The following is an 18,627-nucleotide window of genomic DNA, read 5'->3' as shown; positions in this document are numbered from 1 at the left end:
ATCCCCAGCCAGGGCAGAATGCTTGGCTGAGTGTGACGCTAAGTAAGAACCGTGTCCATGCGGTCATGTTCATTTTTTACCGGATATTCCATGAAAAAAATCTCTTTTCTGTTCGCTGCGATGATGTTTGCAGCACTCGGCACAGGCATTGCCCCAGTCACCGCTGGCGTAGCGCACGCAGATGAAGCAGCCGACAAAGCTGCGGAGCTGGCCAAAAAATCTGTTGTTCGCAAAGAAATGGTGCGTCCTTTAACTGAAATTCAGGAATTGCTCGATAAAAAACAGTACAAAGAAGCACAGGACAAAGTGAATGAACTCAATGCGCTTGAGAAAAAGACACCCTACGAAAGCTTTGCACTGCATCGTCTGAACGCAGTGATTGCTTCAGGCACCAATAACACCGAGCAACTGGCCACCGCATTTGAAGGCATGATCGGTTCAGAATTTCTGAAGGATAATGAAAAACTGCGCCTGATCGAAGGCCTCGCCGGTACTTACTACAACGAGAAAAAATATGATCAGGCCATCCTGTGGGCAAAACGTTATCTCGAAAAAGATAACAGCAACGCGCAGGTCAAAAATATGGTTGCCCGCGCCTACTATCTGAAAAACGATTTCAACAGCGCGATCAAACAACTTAACATGATGCTGGCCGAAGATGAGAGTGCAAAACGCGTTCCTTCCGAGGAAAATCTGCGCCTGCTGGCCAGCAGCTACCAGCAACTGAAAGACAACGCCGGTTACGCAGCGGTGTTAGAGCGCGTGGTACAGCACTATCCGACCAGAGAATACTGGGGCGATCTGATTTATCGTACCGAACACAAACCAGGTTTCTCTGACCGCCTTCGTCTGGACTTGTACCGCCTGCTGCTGGTCACAAAAAATATCGACGATGCCGGACAATATGTAGAAATGGCAGAACTGGCACTGCTCGCAGGCTTGCCGGCAGAAGCTAAAACAGCGATCGACGCTGGCTATGCTTCCGGTTTGCTGGGAACAGGAAAAGAAGCCGCCAAACATAAGCAGCTGCGTGATCGCGTCTACAAACAAGCGGCGGAAGATATCAAAACACTCGATGCCGGTGAGACTTCTGCTAAAAATGCAAAAACCGGTACCGGTCTGGTGAACATTGGTTATAACTACGTGATCAATGCGCAGGCAGAAAAAGGCATTGCACTGATGGAACAGGGAATTGCCAAAGGCGGGCTGAAATCGGTCGATGAGGCAAAACTTCACCTCGGTATGGCTTACCTGCAATCGGGCAATCGCGACAAAGCACTGGAAGTGTTTAAATCCATTCAGGGTACGGATGGCGCGGCCGACCTTGCGCGCCTCTGGACATACGTTCGCCCTGCTGAAACAAAATAAGCGTTTTCAATAAGCTTTTTTTCAGGCTGCATCCAAAGCACCGGCATCGTTGCCGGTGTTTTTTTATGCTTGCCGGCATACCGTCAGCGCCAGTCCAAATAAAAAAAAGCGGTCTGGCTGTGTGGCCAAACCGCTTGTAAATCAGTCGCATGCGCTCTGTTTCATGCACTGAGGATACTAGCGTTACTACAACAATTTCATTCCTGCATTAAGAGTGGTAGGCAGACTCACCGTGGCTGGTAATGTCGAGACCTTCACGTTCTTCATCTTCCGGTACACGCAGACCTACAACCAGATCAACCAGTTTGTACGCGATCACGGAAACCACCGCCGACCACAGAATCGTGACGCCGACCGCTGTTGCCTGTGTGATCACCTGATCGATGATGGAGTACGGATCAGCAGACATCTTATTCGCAACGTAATCAACAATACCCTGACCGCCCAAGGATGGCGAAGCAAATACGCCAGTCAGCAGCGCACCGAGAATACCGCCGACGCCGTGCACACCGAAGACATCCAGAGAATCATCCGCACCGATCAGACGTTTCAAACCATTCACACCCCACAGGCAGACGATACCTGCCAGCAGACCGATGATTAATGCCCCCATAGGTCCGACGAAGCCACATGCTGGTGTAATCGCAACCAGACCAGCAACTGCACCGGATGCACCACCCAACATAGATGGCTTACCTTTGGACATCCATTCACCGAAGACCCATGACACTGTCGCTGCTGCCGTTGCCAGCAAAGTATTGATGAATGCCAGCGCTGCAATATCACCCGCTTCTAACGCTGAACCAGCATTGAAACCAAACCAGCCCACCCACAACAAGGAAGCTCCGATCATGGTCATCGTCAGGGAGTGTGGCGCCATCGATTCTTTACCGTAACCGACACGTTTGCCAATCATGAAAGCACCCACCAGACCTGCTACTGCAGCATTAATGTGAACCACTGTGCCACCGGCAAAATCGAGTGCCCCCTTCTGGAACAGGAAACCGGCTTTGGCTGTTTCTGTGGCCAGCGTTGCAGCATCTTTAATCGCATCTGGACCAGTCCAGAACCAGACCATGTGCGCGACTGGCAGATAGCTGAAGGTGAACCATAAGACCACGAATAACAATACTGCGACGAATTTTGCACGTTCCGCAAATGCACCGATGATCAGCGCACAAGTGATTGCGGCAAAAGTAGCCTGGAACGCGACATAGACAAACTCAGGAATCACGACGCCTTTACTGAACGTTGCGGCAGTCGAGAATGACGCCTTGGCTGGGTCCCAGATACCGTTGAGGAACAGACGGTCAAACGAACCGATAAATTTGCCGCCCTCAGTAAAGGTCAGTGAATAACCATAGATGCACCATAACACGACGATCACGGCAAAGATCATGAATACCTGCACCAGAATCGATAACATGTTTTTAGAGCGAACCAGACCACCATAGAACAATGCCAGACCCGGCAATGTCATCAGAATCACCAGCAACGTCGCAACCAGCATCCATGCAGTGTCACCTTTATTCGGAACAGGCGCTGGTGTCGCCGCTGCCTCTGCTGCTGATGCGGTCGCTGCAGCCGGAGCCACCGCTGGCGCAGTTGCCGCCGCCGAAGCAGTCGCCGCCTCCGTCACTGCGGGTGTCGAGGCACTGGTGGCAACCGCAGATGCGGCAATCGCATCTGCATTGGCCGGAGCATCGTCAGCCCATGCCATCGCTGTCATTCCTATGGATGCGAGAAATGCGCCCGCAACCAGCATACTCTTCAGTACTTTTTTCATATGAACTCCCTAGTGTGCCAATCAGAGTGCGTCGTTGCCGGTTTCGCCGGTACGAATACGCACAACCTGTTGCAGGTCATAGACGAAAATCTTGCCGTCACCGATTTTTCCGGTACGTGCAGCGCTTTCAATCGCCTCAATCGCGCGATCCACAATCGCATCATCGACAGCCGCTTCAATTTTTGTTTTCGGCAAAAAATCGACGACATACTCAGCACCACGGTACAACTCGGTATGTCCTTTCTGACGACCGAAACCTTTGACCTCAGTCACGGTAATTCCTTGCACACCCATTTCTGATAAAGCTTCGCGGACTTCGTCGAGCTTAAACGGTTTAATAATGGCAGTAATCAGTTTCATGTTGTTCTCTCATTTCAGAAAGTTTTTACAGCAGTCAACAACAAAGTGGTCTTGCCGGTAAATTTGCCTGCTGGCGTGACATACAGTTTTTTGTCAGCATTGGTGCCAACTGCGGCCAGACTGAAATTCACACCAAAGAATTCTTTTGTAACGCCCACCTTCCAGTCGGTATACGAAGACGCTGAATTGTTTTTTATCATCTGGCGACCGACATGCAAATTCAGGGTATACGCATCCGGCAACTCAATGTTTGCACCCAGATCCAGGTAGCCACTGTTCTTACTATTGACGAAGCCAAACAGATTCGTCACAGAGTGAGAATACTTTGCGTACACAGGTCCAGTGCCGATCTGACCGTAAATTTCAGTCGTATTCGCATCAACAAACCCCGGAACCTTGTCGAGACCGTTTGACAGATAGACATAAGTCAGAACACCGGCGTCATAGCTGACATCCTTCGTGATCTCGCCTTTCTTACCAGCGTAAATATCCCATTCGACATCGCCACTGCCACCGGCGTCTTTCACCCATTTAATGGTCGATAACCATGTACCGGCGTAAAAGCCACTAGGATTGTGGGTGTAATCCGCACCGCCTTGTAATGCCGGCTCCAGACGTGTCTGCGCAATACCACGATAACGATATTCACTGGCAACGCCAATGTTAAAACTCAGTTCATTGTCTGGTTTTGGTTCATCTGCGTATGCAAAACTGCTTAACAAAGTTGCGGTCACTGCAGCGGCGAGTACTGATTTTTTCATTATGCTTCCCCTTGTATATAGTCAACATCGATTTAAATAAAAAAACTGAACTGAACTCACTTCATCAACCACCGGTGGTACGCAAAGCCAGAAGATCGTTCGTGGCTTTGCAGGAAATGAACTTCGGAAAGTTACGAACGCTTCACTATTAGCAGAAGTCGTGCCAACTGTAATTTTTCGTGTACAGCCCGTTCGCATTAATGGAATAAGGGCATAACAATCCGCTATAGGAATACAATGAGAAGAACGCTCTGGTGGGCATGGCACCGGCTTTACGTTATGATTTCCGCTGCATGCAAACAAGCCGCATAACATGCTGGCTACTGCCCGCCGCACTGTTTTGACGCGGGGCAAGCGATGTGTTTTATCGCTGTACTTTTTTTCGCACTAGCAGAGTGCAACAACAATCTCACACAAAAATACAGGCAGGAATATTATGGATAAGCAAAATTTCTTCAGTGATGTACAGGCAAAAATCAGTCAGGCTCTGGAAAACTCGCCGGCCAAAGACATAGAAAAAAATGTCAAAGCCATCATGACTCAGGGCTTCTCCAAACTGGATCTGGTCACGCGGGAAGAATTTGATATACAGGCACAAGTGCTGGCAAAGACCCGCAGCAAGCTGGAAGCGCTGGAAGCACGTGTCGCCGCATTAGAAGCACAGATAACGGAATAACAGGGCGCTCGGGATATGTCGCTGGCGGTTCTTAAAAGTCGCGCACTCAATGGGATGGATGCTCCGCAAGTCACGGTGGAGGTCCATCTGGCCAATGGTTTACCTGCTTTTACTATCGTTGGGCTCCCTGAGACAGAAGTCAAAGAGTCGAAGGACCGCGTCAGAGCCGCATTACAAAATGCCCGCTTTGAATTCCCGGCAAAAAGAATCACTGTCAATCTGGCACCGGCAGATTTACCTAAAGAATCCGGTCGTTTCGATTTACCTATTGCACTGGGCATACTTGCAGCATCCGGGCAAATTCCCGCAGATGCACTGGAACAATACGAATTTGCAGGTGAATTATCACTGTCAGGTGAATTGCGCCCCATCCGCGGTGCACTGGCAATGACCTTTGCGATTTGTAAAAGCACGACAGCAGGACAGACAGAACCCGCGTTTATTTTACCCAGAGCTAATGCCGATGAAGCTGCTTTGGTAACGGACGCGGCAATTTATCCTGCCGACTCCCTGCTCCAGGTTTGTGCACACTTCGCTGCGATTGCCGAAGAAAACAAGTTGCAGAGGCATCGTCCGCAGGCTGTGATGCAAAGTCGCGCCTATCCTGATTTTTCCGAAGTCAAAGGCCAGTTACAGGCAAAACGTGCGCTTGAGGTTGCCGCTGCCGGTAGTCATTCTGTACTGATGGTCGGCCCACCCGGGACAGGAAAATCCATGCTGGCTGCCCGCTTTCCGGGAATACTGCCATCAATGAAAGACCAAGAGGCACTGGAATCGGCGGCGGTACAATCCCTGACGTCAGGTTTCTCTATCGATAAGTGGAAATCGCGCCCTTACCGTGCTCCGCACCATACTGCTTCTGCCGTGGCACTGGTTGGCGGTGGCGGTACGCCGCGTCCGGGTGAAATATCACTGGCGCATCAGGGCGTTTTATTTCTTGATGAACTTCCAGAGTTTGACCGACGTGTTCTGGAAGTGTTGCGGGAACCGCTGGAATCCGGGCACATCACCATTTCCCGCGCGGCGCGGCAAGCCGATTTTCCGGCACGTTTTCAGCTAATTGCTGCAATGAATCCATGTCCTTGCGGCTACTTCGGCCATAGTAATGGCAAATGCCGCTGCACGCCAGACAGTATTGCCCGTTATCAGGATAAAATTTCCGGCCCTTTGCTGGATCGTATCGATTTACAGATTCAGGTAGCGGCACTACCGCATGAGGATCTGCTGAAACAAGCAAGCGGAGAATCCAGCGCAATCGTGGCGCAGCGGGTAGATGCCGCATTTGAACGCCAGCAACGGCGGCAAGGTAAGGTCAATAATTTACTTTCCACCACAGAAATTGATACCTACTGCCGCCCTGATGGGAATGCAGATCAGTTACTGAAAAATGCCATGAGCAAATTTAACTGGTCGGCGCGCGCCTATCACCGTGTGCTGAAAGTCGCCCGTACGATTGCTGATCTGGCTGCTGCAGATCAGATCAGTTCTGCCCATGTCGCAGAGGCAATACAATACCGGCGCGCGCTGCGTGAGCATTGAATCATTGCGTGCATTGAAAAAAGCCATGTCATAACCAGATAGTGCACATAGTGCTTTTTCAGGAGAAAAATATGTCACCTCAGGAAATGCAGATTCTGCAGAACTTTCTCGCCCAGCTGGTTCAGGTACAAGGCGTGGTCAAAGACCCGCAAGCTGCCAGCCTGATCAATGAGGCAGTCAGCAAGCAAACCGACGCAAGCTACCTTTTAGTGCAACGTGCACTATTACTGGAACAGGCACTGGCAAATGCGAACAGCCAGATCGCCAGCCTGCAGGCAGATTTGCGCGAGCAACAGGCGCTCAACGCCACACATAATCAGGCGGCACCTACACAGTTTCTCGATCCTGCCGCCAGCGGCTGGGGTAATAGCGCCAGCAGCCGCCCGTTAAACATCCCATCCAATACCACGACTTCTGTCACTGGTGCACCGTTAGCGGCCTATCCGGCGATGGCAGCCGCACCTGTCAACCAGCCAACTGCCGTTGCAACAGCGCCTGCAAGCAGTTTTTTCGGTAATACCGGTGGCAGTATGCTGGGAACCGTCGCCGCAACAGCCGCGAGTGTCGCTGCCGGCGCTTTTTTATTTCAGGGCATCAGTCATCTGATAAATGGTAATTCGCATCAGGCCATCGCAGACAACTCCTCAACGGCCAATCTCAACAATGCTGACGGCGGCCTGCTCCCCGGCTATTTTGATCAGGATCAGACTGACAGCTCGCCGCTGGAAAGTCTGCCGGACGAGAGTGACAACATCGTATGATCTGTGACGTTTCCTGATGTAACGCCACACTCGGTTGCATTTCGTCACTTACCAGTCATCCAATCACCGGACAATCCGTTGTATGCTGATACACATCGATAGGATCCGGAGAAGTGACTTTCATGATGAGCGACTCACCTTTACAGCGCCTGCTGGTGTTATGCCCGCTGCTGATTCTTGTTTTTGCGATGTCGGGATGTACCACGTCACCCACGACAAACCGGGTGACTGACGCAGGCCCATCCCGCTTTCTTCCTCCGAGCGGTAATACTTTTACTAAAGCAAACGTCCAGCCAGAGCTGCTGCTCAATCGGTTGACCTGGGGTAATAACTTCTCTGCTTATCAACAATTGCAAGCGGTTGGCATGGACAAGTTCCTCGATCAGCAGCTGCGTGGACGGACCAGCGTCGTACCGCCAACAGTGCAGGCGCAAATCAGCGCGCTGACGATTTCACAGCAACCGATAGAGAATATCGTCAGAGAACTGGAACACAAGCGCATCGTCGCCGAACAGCAAAAAGGCACCGATGACAGCCTGCGGAAAGAGTATCAGCAAGAGTTGAACCGTCTGGCCAAAGAAGCGGCGACGCGCTCGCTTTTACGCGACATCTATTCACCGAATCAGTTGCAGGAACAAATGACATGGTTCTGGATGAATCATTTCAACATTCACGCGGGCAAACATAATCTGAGGGCCATGGTCGGTGATTTTGAGGAACACGCGATACGCCCGCATGCTCTGGGTAATTTCCGCGAATTACTCAAAGCCACCGTGTATCACCCGGCGATGTTGCGCTATCTGGATAACGAACATAATGCCAATGGCCGCATTAACGAAAACTATGCCCGTGAATTAATGGAATTACACACGATGGGCGTCAATAGTGGCTATACCCAGAAAGATGTGCAGGAACTGGCACGGGTGCTGACTGGGGTCGGCGTCAATCTGGGTACGGACACACCTCGAATGAAGGCTGAATTAAGTAAATTTTATGTGCGCAAGGGTTTGTTTGAATTCAATCCGCAGCGACACGACTTTGGCAACAAGCAAATATTAGGTAACAACATCAAAGGTCGCGGTATCAGTGAAGTTGAGGAAACGCTGACACTGCTGAGCCGGCAACCAGCGACAGCGCGTTTTATCAGCCGGAAACTGGCGACGTATTTCGTCTCTGACACGCCGTCAGAAAACCTGATACAAGCAATGGCTGACAGCTTTCTGCAGAGCGACGGCGATATTCCTGTCACCTTGCGTACGATGTTTGACTCGCAGGAATTTATTGCCTCGCTGGGGCATAAGTTCAAAGACCCTGTGCATTACGCAGTGTCTTCCATGCGACTCGCGTATGATGGAAGCTGCATCGTCAACGCGACGCCACTACTCAACTGGCTCAATATGATGGGGCAGCCATTGAATGGCAGACAGACGCCTGACGGATACGCCATGACAGAAAGCGCCTGGGCGAGCCCCGGACAAATGACAGTCCGCTTTGATGTCGCCCGCAGTATCTCCTATGGCACGCCTGCACTCTTCAAAACAGATCAGCAGATTTCAACAGAAAAACCACGTACGCCAGCCATTGCAAGCTCCCAGTATGTCAAAAACTGGGTACAGACATTCAGCAAGGATACACAACAGACATTACAACAGGCAGCCACACCCGCAGAGTGGAGTACCTTATTTCTCGCTTCGCCGGAAATGATGCGCCGTTAGCAAATAAGCGCGGGTACAGCGATCGACAACTGAGCATATGATGAACAAGCAGACCGGATGAAAATCAACATGAATCGTCGCCAATTATTACAGTGCCTGGCCAGTATGGCTGCGTTGCCGGGTATTACTTACAGTAGTCAGTTACTTGCGGCACCAGCTACGCAAAACCGTCTGTTGCTGGTATTTTTACGTGGCGCTTACGATGCCAGCAATTTTCTGGTGCCGACGGCCAGTGATTTTTATTATGAATCCCGTCCGACTATTGCAATCAGACGTCCCGGCAACGAACCTGGCGGTGCAATTTCCCTGAATGCAGACTGGGGTTTGCATCCGGCCTTGCGCGACACGCTCTTCCCTATGTATCAGAATAAAGAAATCGCCTTTATTCCTTTTGCCGGGATTGACGATCTGTCCCGTAGTCATTTTGAAACACAGGACAGCATAGAACTCGGGCAAGCACTCAATACCAGCCGGAATTTCCATTCAGGCTTTTTGAACCGTCTGACCGCCGTATTAAATGGAGGGAAAAATAGCGCCCTGTCCACACCTGCAATGGCATTTACCGACCAACTTCCGCTGATCCTGCAAGGCAATGCGCAGGTCGGAAACACTGCCTTAAAGAACATAGCAAAATCCGGCGTCAACGAACGCCAGAATCAACTGATAGAACAAATGTATCGGAAAACCGCGCTGGCGCAGCAAGTCAATGAAGGTTTCGCTGTTCGTCAGGAAGTGGTCAAAGAAATGCAGGAAGAAATGAACGCCGCGAACCGCAATGCGATCAGCACTAAAGGATTTGAGCTGGAAGCGCAACGTATCGCCAGAATGATGCGGGAAAAATACGCGCTCGGATTCATTGATGTCGGTGGCTGGGATACCCATGTGAATCAGGGTGCAGAAACAGGCGTGCTGGCAAATAAGTTCGAGGAACTCGGACGCGGTCTGCTTGCCTACAAAAATGCCATGGGCGACCAGTGGCGTAACACGACTGTCGTTGTCATCAGTGAATTCGGCCGTACATTCCGCGAAAATGGAAAACGTGGCACCGATCATGGGCATGGTAGCGTCTACTGGGTGCTCGGTGGTGGCATTCGTGGCGGCCAGATTTCCGGTGAACAGATACCTCTGACACCCGGCAAATTATTTCAAAATCGCGACTATCCGGTATTGAATGAATATCGTGCCGTGCTTGGCGGTCTGTTCAGCCGCATCTATGGCCTCTCTCCGCAACAACTCGACAGCGTTTTTCATGGTGTTAAAGGACTGGACTTAGGTTTGATATAAGGGATGGCGTTGCTGCCGTCATCGGTAAATCGATGTAAAAATGGGCACCGCCACCTTGTTCCGGGGGGAGATTATAAAAACCTATTTCACCGTGCATTTGCTCAATAAGGACTTTGGAAATCGCCAATCCCAGACCGGTTCCGCCTTTTGCCCGCGTATCAGACGAGTCCGCCTGAGAAAATTTCTTAAAGATCCTGTCCCTGAAATTTTCCGGAACACCGCCACCCTGATCAGTGACAAGCACACGTACTGAACAAGCGCTGACGACCAATGCAATGATGCGTACGACACCTCCTTGCGGGGAGTATTTGCAGGCATTCGAGATCAGATTGGCGAGTACCTGCTGGAAACGTCCCTGATCCACATTAATTTCAATTGGCTGTATCCTTGCGACGTCCAAATCGATTTCCAGCCGGACTCCGAGCTCCTCTGCAATACTTTGATTTTGTTGCACAGCAAGTTCGAGCAAGCTGAGTAAATTCAGGCGCTCAAATGTGAAATCCATTTTTCCAGCTTCAATTTTCTGAATATCGAGTAAATCGTTGATCAGACGGGTCAGGCTTTCACTGTTTTTATGCGCCATCAGAATCAGAGGCTGGAGTTTTTCCGGTATCCCGCCCGCAGCACCTCCGACAAGCAATCCGAGTGCGCCACGAATTGCGGTTAACGGTGTGCGTAATTCATGGCTGACGGTGGAAATAAATTCATTCTTCATCCGGTCTATTTTGCGCCGCTCTGAGATATCGCGGACGATGGTAATCAGCTTGCGTTTTCCGGCCAGGCTGTATTCACTGATCGACAATTCCGCCGGAAACAGACTGCCGTCTTTGCGCAAGCGTTCCGTTTCTATCCGCAAACGTCGCGTTTCCAGAAAATCGTCGTTATTGATCGCGATTTCCAGCATATCGAGCTTGCCTTCCGGCGCGAACAGATGATTTGGCTTACCCACCACCTCCTCTGAAGAATAACCGTAGATCGCAACCGCAGCAGGATTAATGGCCTCGACAATACCGGCGTCATCAGTCATGACGATACCATCGGCGGCATTCTGGAAAATCGCCTGCAGGCGATCCGAGGATTCTTTTAAGGCTTTCTGTTGTTCCGTCAGATTTTGTAACAGTCTGGTCTGATTCCGGTTAATGACATCAGCTTCAAACTTGAGCTCCGTCATCACCTGCATATCACTTTCTTTTTGTGTGAATAACTGTATCAGCACGCGGAATGCGGCGATAACAGCAGCAATCGCAGCGGCAGTGACGATGGCAACCGCCAGACTGATCGCACGCCAGTCGGATAAATACAGCTTATCGTCCACAGAAAAGTAAACAATTAACGGATATTTTTCGATATGCTGAATCGCCGTGATATGAGAATTACCATATTCAAAAGCGGAAGTATCTGAGGTAACTACCAGTGACTTTTTATCTCCGGCATCTTTGATCCGCTGGCGAAGTTCAGCACCATCATGTTTCCCCCCCATCGCCGCATCATTATCCGGCCAGCGGGCGAGGTAAGTAAAATCATCTCTCAGCAGTGAGATTGAAACATGGCCATCAACATGCAGTTTTTCATAAAACCGGGTATAAAACCTGGGTGATATGCCGATGACGGCAACCCCGATAAACTCACCGTCACTGCCAGTCAGGCGGTGACTCAGAAAAAATATCCAGTCTCCGGTCGTTTTGCTACGTACCGGATTACTGAGATAAATACCCTGCGCCGGATGATCGCGCTGCATCTGAAAATAGTCGCGATCAGCAAGGTTATAGGTGGGCGAAGGAAAGTTTCTGGACGTACTGATGACATTCCCGTTGACGTCGATTATCGAAATCACTTCAATCGCCGGGAATAAAGCGACTTTCTCTTTCAGAAACTGATGAAAGTCGTAAGTACCCAGTTTGGACGACAGGTATTCGGCGCTAATACTCCAGCGATCTTGTATCCGTTCAGCGATATTGCCGAGCGCGGTATAAGCAAAGTCCATTTGCTGACTGGTGTTCTCTGCTACCACCACACTGAAGGTTTCAGTCTGCTTTTCCCATTTATGTATTTCCTGCAAACGCAGCGTCCAGACAAATATGCCGGCAGCAAAAAAAATAGCCACGACCAGACTGATTGCAAATGTTTTGGCAATCCGGCTGGTGTGGAGTCCCGTTTGTATCATGTTGAAAATCAGTCTTAATCAAAAATCGAATTTCAGCCCGGGTGTATCCAGCACTGCAATGGGTGCGTTAAAAAAACGTTTATTCATACGATGCGTAACTCACCTGGAATCTGAAATTTGTGAAATGATAGGCTGTCTAAATTGGCAATTTATCCTATTCAATGAGAAAGTACCATGATCAGGCGGATTTTTTTATTTCTCTCCATTACTTTACTGAGTTTAGTTCTGATCATTGGCGCCAACACGCTGCGCCAGTCTTCCAGACAAATACCGGTGCAAGCGGCAGCGATCATTCAACTGGATGAGCAAGGGGCGGCACAACGTCTGGCAAGTGCACTGCGTCTGCAAACAATCTCGGGGGCGGACAAGGAGCAGGTACATGCAGCAGCATTTACTGCATTACACACCTTACTGGAAAAGTCGTTTCCCTTGGTTCACGCAAAATTGCAGCGCGATATCGTCGCCCAGTATAGCTTGCTGTATCGCTGGCAAGGCACGGACACTAATGCCAAACCGATATTGCTGATGGCACACCAAGATGTCGTACCGGTTGCTCCCGGTACAGAGCACTTGTGGCAGGAAGCGCCGTTTGGAGGCGAGGTCAAAGATGGCTATATCTGGGGACGCGGTGCGTGGGACGATAAGGGCAATTTATTTGCCATCATGGAAGCCATAGAAACCGCGCTTGCCACAGGATTTCAACCGCGCCAGACAATTTATCTCGCCTTTGGGCATGACGAAGAATCCGGCGGTCTGCACGGTGCGAAAGCGATTGCAGCATTGTTAGAACACCGGAATATCCGCTTTGATTTCATACTGGATGAAGGAATGCTGGTCACGGAAGGTATTTTAAAAGGACTCGACCAGTCTGCAGCATTGATCGGTGTTGCCGAAAAAGGCTATGCCAGCATGCAGCTCAGTCTGGATGCCACGCCTGGTCATTCGTCTATGCCGCCACAAAAAACAGCGATAGGTATGATGAGCAGCGCGCTGAGCAAACTTGAACAACATCAGTTACCAGCTAATATCCGTGGTGTTGCGCTCGATATGTTTGAAACCATTGCGCCCGAAATGCACGGTCTGAACCGTGTTTTGTTATCGAATCTGTGGTTATTTGCGCCGTTGGTACAACATGAGCTTGAAAAAAGCGCCAGTACCAACGCAACGCTGAGAACGACCACGGCACTGACGATGATTCATGCGGGGAATAAAGATAACGTCCTGCCGGGACATATTCAGGCAACCGTGAATTTCCGTACCTTGCCAGGCGACACTCAGGCCAGCGTGATGGAACATATCAAAACCACGATCGGTAATGATGCGATCCGTATCAACTCTCTCAACGGTAATTCTGAACCATCCAGAGTATCGCCGGTTGACTCTGAAGCTTACCGGACATTGCACAAGACCATACGTGAAGTCTTCGCGAATACCATCGTCGCCCCGGGTCTGATGCTGGGCGCAACAGACTCACGGCATTTCGAAAAACTGAGCCCGAACATATTTAAATTTTCACCCGTCCGGGCAACTAGTGAGGATTTACCACGTTTTCATGGAACAAATGAACGCATCTCTGTTAAAAACTACCTGGAAATGGTACGGTTTTATCACCAGCTTTTAACCAGAACTCATTTCAGCAATAGGGATGAGTGCGAGCAAGGTGATTCGGGATGCAGTGCAAGGCGTGACGTGCAGCTAAGGCTGGCGCCTTAGCAAGCGGCGCAACGTAGCAATGCGCCCGAATCGCCCGCTCACGGAGGGTTTGCCTCATAACGCGTGCCGGACTGCGTTGGACTCGTTGTCAATAGACCCGCTATTGACTGCCTCGTCCGCCTTGTCAGCCCACGTTATAAGACAAACGCATCTCACCCCGATTGATGAAATGAGTTCTTATAACAGCAAATCATCCATGGAAAAGGAGAAGACAAAATGAGGAATCCCATTTTTACTAAGAGTCTGGTATCTGGCTTACTGCTGTGCAGCGCTTCAAGCTGGGCAGCCGTCACGCCATGCGAAGCAATCATGGACAAAATCAATGCCAAGTTAGAGGGCAAAGGTGTCAGTGATTACGCTCTCAAAGTCGTACCAAAAGATACCGAAACCAAGCTGCGCGTCGTCGGGGTCTGTGAAGGTGGCAGCAAAAAAATCATTTACCAGAAACAGAAAGCCAAGAAAAAAACCGAAGAATAAACCTTCTCTTCGATTCATCTATAACTGTTTCATACAGTAATAAGCCGGGCCGGAGTATGTCATCAGTGCTGATGCCTGCTCTGGCGATAAGGCCGTCACTTCAACGAAATCCTGCTTTTGCCAGAACGCTTTCGTACTTTGTACCGAAACCAGATGCAGTGTCGTCCAGCCTGCACTTGTCGCGTAAGCCTCCGCGTGTCTGACCAGTTGTACGCCTACGCCGCGTCCATGCATCGCAGTACCGACAGCCAGATCGTGCAGATACAAACTATCCGCCTCGGTTGCAGGATGAAAATCACTGCCCAGAGATGAAATCTTCCCGCTGGTTGACGGATAAGCCATCAGGTAGGCGCAGACGCCAGCTGACGCATCTTCTGCAACCCAGCAGGTCGCAGGTGCAGCCGCCAGCCGCTTGCGGAAGATACTCTCAGCTTCGACCATTGCACTCACGTAAGCCTGCGTCTGAACCCGGAACACAGCTGGAATATCCTGCTCACGCATCAGACGAATATGTACTGACATACCGGTACAGGCTTATTTTTTTGACTTGGCAGACGCAGACTCAGAAGCCGATGCGGATTCAGAGGCACTGGCTTCTTCCTCTTTGACTGGTGGCGCATTCGGTGCAATTTCCGGTTTCACATTCTCTATCTTGTTTTCGCGCATGTAGTCGTTCATCTCTTTCCATCCGGCATAGACGGCCGAACGGGCGGCATCGGGATTGAGCGCGTAGCAATCCTCTATCGCGCGTCCGGCATGACGGCAGGCACTGCCGGTTGCCCGCGCATCGGATTCTTTTTGTGCCGCTTCCTTCGCCGGATCTGCGATACCCAGACGTTCACATGCGCTCAGCAACAATAAAGGACACACAACCAGCAGGACGGAATGACGAAGCGACATCGCAGCACCAATGAAAAAAAGAGGAAAAATTCGTCAGCCTCACCCGGATCAGATGAAGCCGTTTTATCGTTCTCTATGATACTCCACTGGCATAAGAAGCCCATAGCGCTGAATCAGTTAGCAAAAGGCACACCCGTTGTTGTTTTTGTGACGCAACTTCCTTTCACAATATCAAACCCACTATGATGTCAGCTTGATTCAATAACAGAGATCTTTAATGAGTGTGGCAAGATGTTAGGCGGCGTTCTCGCTGCTCTGGGTGCAGGTTTATTGTGGGGACTGGTATTTATCACGCCCTTGTTATTGCCGGATTATCCCGGCGTGGTGCTTTCATTTGGCCGCTATCTGGCGTTTGGTCTGATCGCCCTGATTCCGGCATGGTTTGACCGCCGGCGCATTCTTGCCCTCAGCAAAACCGACTGGCGCAGCGCACTGAAACTGGCTGCGGTCGGCAATATCATTTATTACGCCGCATTAGCCAGTGCGATTCAGCTTGCCGATGCGCCGCTGCCGACCATGCTCATCGGCACTTTGCCGGTCATGATTGCCGTCTTTGCTAACTGGTCACCGCATCATCCTTCCGAATCTATCGCGTGGAAAAAACTCGTGCTGCCGCTGTTACTGATTTTTTGCGGCATCATGCTGGTCAACAGTGAAGAGCTACGCCATCTTGATGGCAAGCGTTCCATCAGCGATTATGTAACAGGGACAGGTCTAGCCCTGATTGCCGTCGCTGCATGGACCTGGTATCCGATCATGAACAGCCGTTATCTGAAAAATCACCCGGAAATTACCTCCGGCACCTGGGCCACAGCACAAGGCTTGGCAACCCTGCCACTCGCCCTGTGCGGCTTTCTGTTGTATGGATTAGTACAGATGATGCAGCCGGCACCGGTCTATGTTTTCCCGTTCGGCAGCAGCCCGGGGAAATTTATTGCGGGTATGCTGACACTGGGATTACTGGCATCATGGCTGGGTACGCTGCTGTGGAATCGGGCAAGTCAGAAATTAGCCACCAGCCTCAGCGGTCAGTTGATTGTATTTGAAACTCTGGCGGCTCTGTTGTACGCATTCATTTTGCGCCAGACACTCCCGGCACCGCAGATACTCATGGGAGTATTATTACTTTGTCTTGGTGTCGCCTTTGCTTTACGCGGGTTTCAGATTAAGCAGGAGTGATACTCCCCCTATTTCTACTGTCTGCCAGTGAAACTATGTTAACAAAAAAAATTCTGAGCACTGCCGCAATACTGATGCTGCTGGCATGCAGTCCGCAGTTCGACTGGCGCGAAGTCCGCGGCAGCGATGTGCCTTTCCGTGTGCTGATGCCGGCAAAAACGGCCAGCTTCAGCCGAGAGGTGCAACTCGCCGGACTGAAGCTGAACATGCAGATGACCGCCGCGGACGCGGCAGGCGTCAATTTTGCTGTCGGCAGCGTCAGACTGGATGAGCCCGGCAAAGCTGGCATTGTTGCGGAAGCAATGAAAGACGGAATGCTGAAAAATGTACAGGGACAGATTACGAAAACGGCAGACAGCCCTGACGGTGTGGTGGAAGTACAGGGGAAATTACCTGGCGGTGAAGCCGTTACGATGGCGGCGCGTTTCATCATAAAAGGACCGCGTGTCTATCAGGTGATTGTGATCGGGCCGGCACGACAATTGAAACAGGACATCATCGACACTTACATGAGCTCTTTCAGCACCGAGTAAAGCACCAATCACAGATAATTCCGATTATGATAGCCTCCATCAGATTCTCTATGCTCTGCCATCGTAGTCATGGCGTCGTTTTACACGGTAATATCAGCGCATACCTGTACTCAATTATCTGACAACTATTCTCTGATACTCCAATAAGGAGACCACTATGCTGATCACATTCAAATCAAAAGCAGCGGCAGAAATCGTCATGTACAAAGAACATGCAAAGCGCATTCTGGATCTGCTGCACAAAGACGTCGAGCAAGGCATCATCACAACTGCAGAATTACCCGCAGCGATCGCCAGCATACAAGCCGCGATTGCCGAGAGCAAAATTCACCCTGCGTCCACGGAAGTCGTCCATGACGTCGATATGCACCACAATGCGACCGAAGATGACAATGAACATGAAAAGTCGGTGACGGTGTCATTCGCCACACGGGCATTTCCGGTACTTGAGATGCTGCAGGCTGCCCAGAAAATGCAAAAAGACGTCGTGTGGGGTGTCTGATTCATGACTGCTCACATCGAAAACACGAAGGAATTTGATTTACTGATGCAAGACGGCGCCCGTCTGTTTGTACGCGACTGGCCACTCGCTACCAACGGCGACCAGCCGCCGCCAGGTGTGCTGCTGATGCACGGTCTGGGTGAACACTGTGGCCGCTATGCGCATCTGGCCCGCTTTTTTAACGCCCTCGGTTTTGCCGTCCGTACCTACGACCACCGTGGTCACGGCAAGTCTTCCGGCGGTGCCGGAGACGTGCCTGACGACGAGGCAATACTCAGAGACGCACAGACCATCATTCAGGATTTCAGCCGGCAACTGGCAGGACCGCCTATTCTGCTGGGGCACAGCATGGGAGGCTTGTTCGCAGCCCGTTTTGCCGCCTCCAACCTGGCGCCGCTCAAAGCGCTGATACTGTCGTCCCCCGCATTAGCAATCCGCATGTCCGGCTTTGAACGGCAACTTGCCAAAGTGGCGTTAGCGCTGTTTCCTGGAACCGGGTTACCGAATGGTCTGAAAACCCGCTATCTGTCGCATGATGCCGAAGTCATTCAGGCCTATCAGAATGACGCGCTGGTACACCCTAAAATCAGTGCCCGTCTGCTGCGCAGTATGCAGGCAGCCATGGCGTTCACCCATCAGCACGTCAGAGATATTGCCGTACCGGTGCTGCTGCTGGTCGCTGAAGATGATCATCTGGTCGATCCGGACGGCAGCCGCCGCTTTGAAAAAGGTGTCGCACCGGCACTGATGACCGCGCATTATTACGCGGGTTTTTATCACGAAATTTTTAATGAACTTGATGCGACCCCTGTCTTTGACGATCTGCGCACATGGCTGGAGGAACAACATCTCGCACCACCCACTGCAATAAGCTATCACAGCGGAACCTGAGTCTCAGCATCACCAAGG

Annotated in this window: 18 protein-coding genes; 12 read left to right on the top strand and 6 right to left on the bottom strand. The window is 50.8% G+C overall.

Annotation, left to right across the window (positions count from 1 at the left end; translation table 11 throughout):
- Positions 1–90: 90 nt before the first annotated feature.
- Positions 91–1,368 carry a tetratricopeptide repeat protein gene (locus ACOTSW_RS00470; RefSeq protein ID WP_423680404.1) on the top strand — a complete coding sequence of 426 codons (1,278 nt, stop codon included), beginning with the start codon at positions 91–93 and terminating at the stop codon, positions 1,366–1,368.
- A 208-nt stretch (positions 1,369–1,576) separates the two neighbouring features.
- On the opposite strand, the gene ACOTSW_RS00465 is transcribed toward ACOTSW_RS00470, so the two are convergent.
- Genes ACOTSW_RS00465 through ACOTSW_RS00455 form a run of 3 tightly spaced genes read right to left on the bottom strand, consistent with a single transcriptional unit; the run spans position 1,577 to position 4,275 of the window.
- Complete coding sequence (locus ACOTSW_RS00465; protein WP_423680402.1) at positions 1,577–3,154, bottom strand: ammonium transporter; 1,578 nt, start codon at positions 3,152–3,154, stop codon at positions 1,577–1,579.
- Between the two features lie 21 nt (positions 3,155–3,175).
- On the bottom strand, positions 3,176–3,514 hold the full coding sequence (locus ACOTSW_RS00460; protein ID WP_186883931.1) for a P-II family nitrogen regulator: 339 nt from the start codon (positions 3,512–3,514) through the stop codon (positions 3,176–3,178).
- A gap of 14 nt (positions 3,515–3,528) precedes the next feature.
- A complete protein-coding gene (locus ACOTSW_RS00455; protein ID WP_423680401.1) occupies positions 3,529–4,275 on the bottom strand; it encodes a TorF family putative porin in 747 nt (248 codons plus the stop codon).
- Between the two features lie 436 nt (positions 4,276–4,711).
- Here ACOTSW_RS00455 and ACOTSW_RS00450 point away from each other — a divergent pair, with 436 nt between their 5' ends.
- The 5 genes from ACOTSW_RS00450 to ACOTSW_RS00430 all read left to right on the top strand — a co-directional run bounded on the left by ACOTSW_RS00450 (position 4,712) and on the right by ACOTSW_RS00430 (position 10,250).
- Positions 4,712–4,951, top strand: coding sequence for an accessory factor UbiK family protein (locus ACOTSW_RS00450; RefSeq protein ID WP_186884197.1), 240 nt, complete (start codon positions 4,712–4,714; stop codon positions 4,949–4,951).
- A gap of 15 nt (positions 4,952–4,966) precedes the next feature.
- Positions 4,967–6,490, top strand: a complete 1,524-nt coding sequence (locus ACOTSW_RS00445) for a YifB family Mg chelatase-like AAA ATPase (RefSeq protein ID WP_423680400.1) — start codon at positions 4,967–4,969, stop codon at positions 6,488–6,490.
- A 71-nt stretch (positions 6,491–6,561) separates the two neighbouring features.
- Entirely contained in the window at positions 6,562–7,251 is a 690-nt protein-coding gene (locus tag ACOTSW_RS00440) for a DUF2076 family protein (RefSeq protein ID WP_423680399.1), read from the top strand.
- Between the two features lie 125 nt (positions 7,252–7,376).
- Positions 7,377–8,966 (top strand): DUF1800 domain-containing protein, encoded by a 1,590-nt coding sequence (locus ACOTSW_RS00435; protein ID WP_423680398.1) that lies wholly within the window; start codon positions 7,377–7,379, stop codon positions 8,964–8,966.
- 69 nt (positions 8,967–9,035) lie between these two features.
- Positions 9,036–10,250, top strand: coding sequence for a DUF1501 domain-containing protein (locus tag ACOTSW_RS00430; protein WP_423680397.1), 1,215 nt, complete (start codon positions 9,036–9,038; stop codon positions 10,248–10,250).
- Here the strand turns inward: ACOTSW_RS00430 and ACOTSW_RS00425 are convergent.
- Positions 10,222–12,414 (bottom strand): PAS domain S-box protein, encoded by a 2,193-nt coding sequence (locus tag ACOTSW_RS00425; RefSeq protein ID WP_423680396.1) that lies wholly within the window; start codon positions 12,412–12,414, stop codon positions 10,222–10,224. The genes ACOTSW_RS00430 and ACOTSW_RS00425 overlap by 29 nt on opposite strands.
- Positions 12,415–12,588: 174 nt before the next feature.
- Here ACOTSW_RS00425 and ACOTSW_RS00420 point away from each other — a divergent pair, with 174 nt between their 5' ends.
- Both ACOTSW_RS00420 and ACOTSW_RS00415 read left to right on the top strand, forming a co-directional pair.
- Positions 12,589–14,127 (top strand): M20 family peptidase, encoded by a 1,539-nt coding sequence (locus ACOTSW_RS00420; RefSeq protein WP_423680395.1) that lies wholly within the window; start codon positions 12,589–12,591, stop codon positions 14,125–14,127.
- A gap of 216 nt (positions 14,128–14,343) precedes the next feature.
- Positions 14,344–14,604 carry a DUF1161 domain-containing protein gene (locus tag ACOTSW_RS00415; RefSeq protein ID WP_186896101.1) on the top strand — a complete coding sequence of 87 codons (261 nt, stop codon included), beginning with the start codon at positions 14,344–14,346 and terminating at the stop codon, positions 14,602–14,604.
- Between the two features lie 18 nt (positions 14,605–14,622).
- On the opposite strand, the gene ACOTSW_RS00410 is transcribed toward ACOTSW_RS00415, so the two are convergent.
- Together ACOTSW_RS00410 and ACOTSW_RS00405 are read right to left on the bottom strand one after the other, a co-directional pair.
- The gene (locus ACOTSW_RS00410; RefSeq protein WP_423680394.1) at positions 14,623–15,126 is read right to left on the bottom strand and encodes a GNAT family N-acetyltransferase; all 504 of its coding nucleotides are present in this window, start codon (positions 15,124–15,126) and stop codon (positions 14,623–14,625) included.
- 12 nt (positions 15,127–15,138) lie between these two features.
- Positions 15,139–15,504, bottom strand: a complete 366-nt coding sequence (locus ACOTSW_RS00405) for a hypothetical protein (protein WP_423680393.1) — start codon at positions 15,502–15,504, stop codon at positions 15,139–15,141.
- Between the two features lie 231 nt (positions 15,505–15,735).
- Between ACOTSW_RS00405 and ACOTSW_RS00400 the strand changes: the two genes are divergently transcribed.
- The 4 genes from ACOTSW_RS00400 (at position 15,736) to ACOTSW_RS00385 (ending at position 18,609) form a co-directional block, all read left to right on the top strand.
- Positions 15,736–16,683 (top strand): DMT family transporter, encoded by a 948-nt coding sequence (locus ACOTSW_RS00400; RefSeq protein WP_423680392.1) that lies wholly within the window; start codon positions 15,736–15,738, stop codon positions 16,681–16,683.
- A 35-nt stretch (positions 16,684–16,718) separates the two neighbouring features.
- Positions 16,719–17,216 carry a hypothetical protein gene (locus ACOTSW_RS00395; RefSeq protein ID WP_423680391.1) on the top strand — a complete coding sequence of 166 codons (498 nt, stop codon included), beginning with the start codon at positions 16,719–16,721 and terminating at the stop codon, positions 17,214–17,216.
- 157 nt (positions 17,217–17,373) lie between these two features.
- Entirely contained in the window at positions 17,374–17,718 is a 345-nt protein-coding gene (locus ACOTSW_RS00390; protein ID WP_423680390.1) for a DUF1840 domain-containing protein, read from the top strand.
- 3 nt (positions 17,719–17,721) lie between these two features.
- Entirely contained in the window at positions 17,722–18,609 is an 888-nt protein-coding gene (locus ACOTSW_RS00385; RefSeq protein WP_423680389.1) for a lysophospholipase, read from the top strand.
- Positions 18,610–18,627: the final 18 nt, after the last annotated feature.

This window comes from Undibacterium sp. WLHG33, from assembly GCF_049544815.1.
GTDB lineage: Bacteria > Pseudomonadota > Gammaproteobacteria > Burkholderiales > Burkholderiaceae_D > Undibacterium.
Note: the sequence above shows the minus strand (reverse complement) of the source record. Positions and strands in the feature narration are given on the sequence as shown.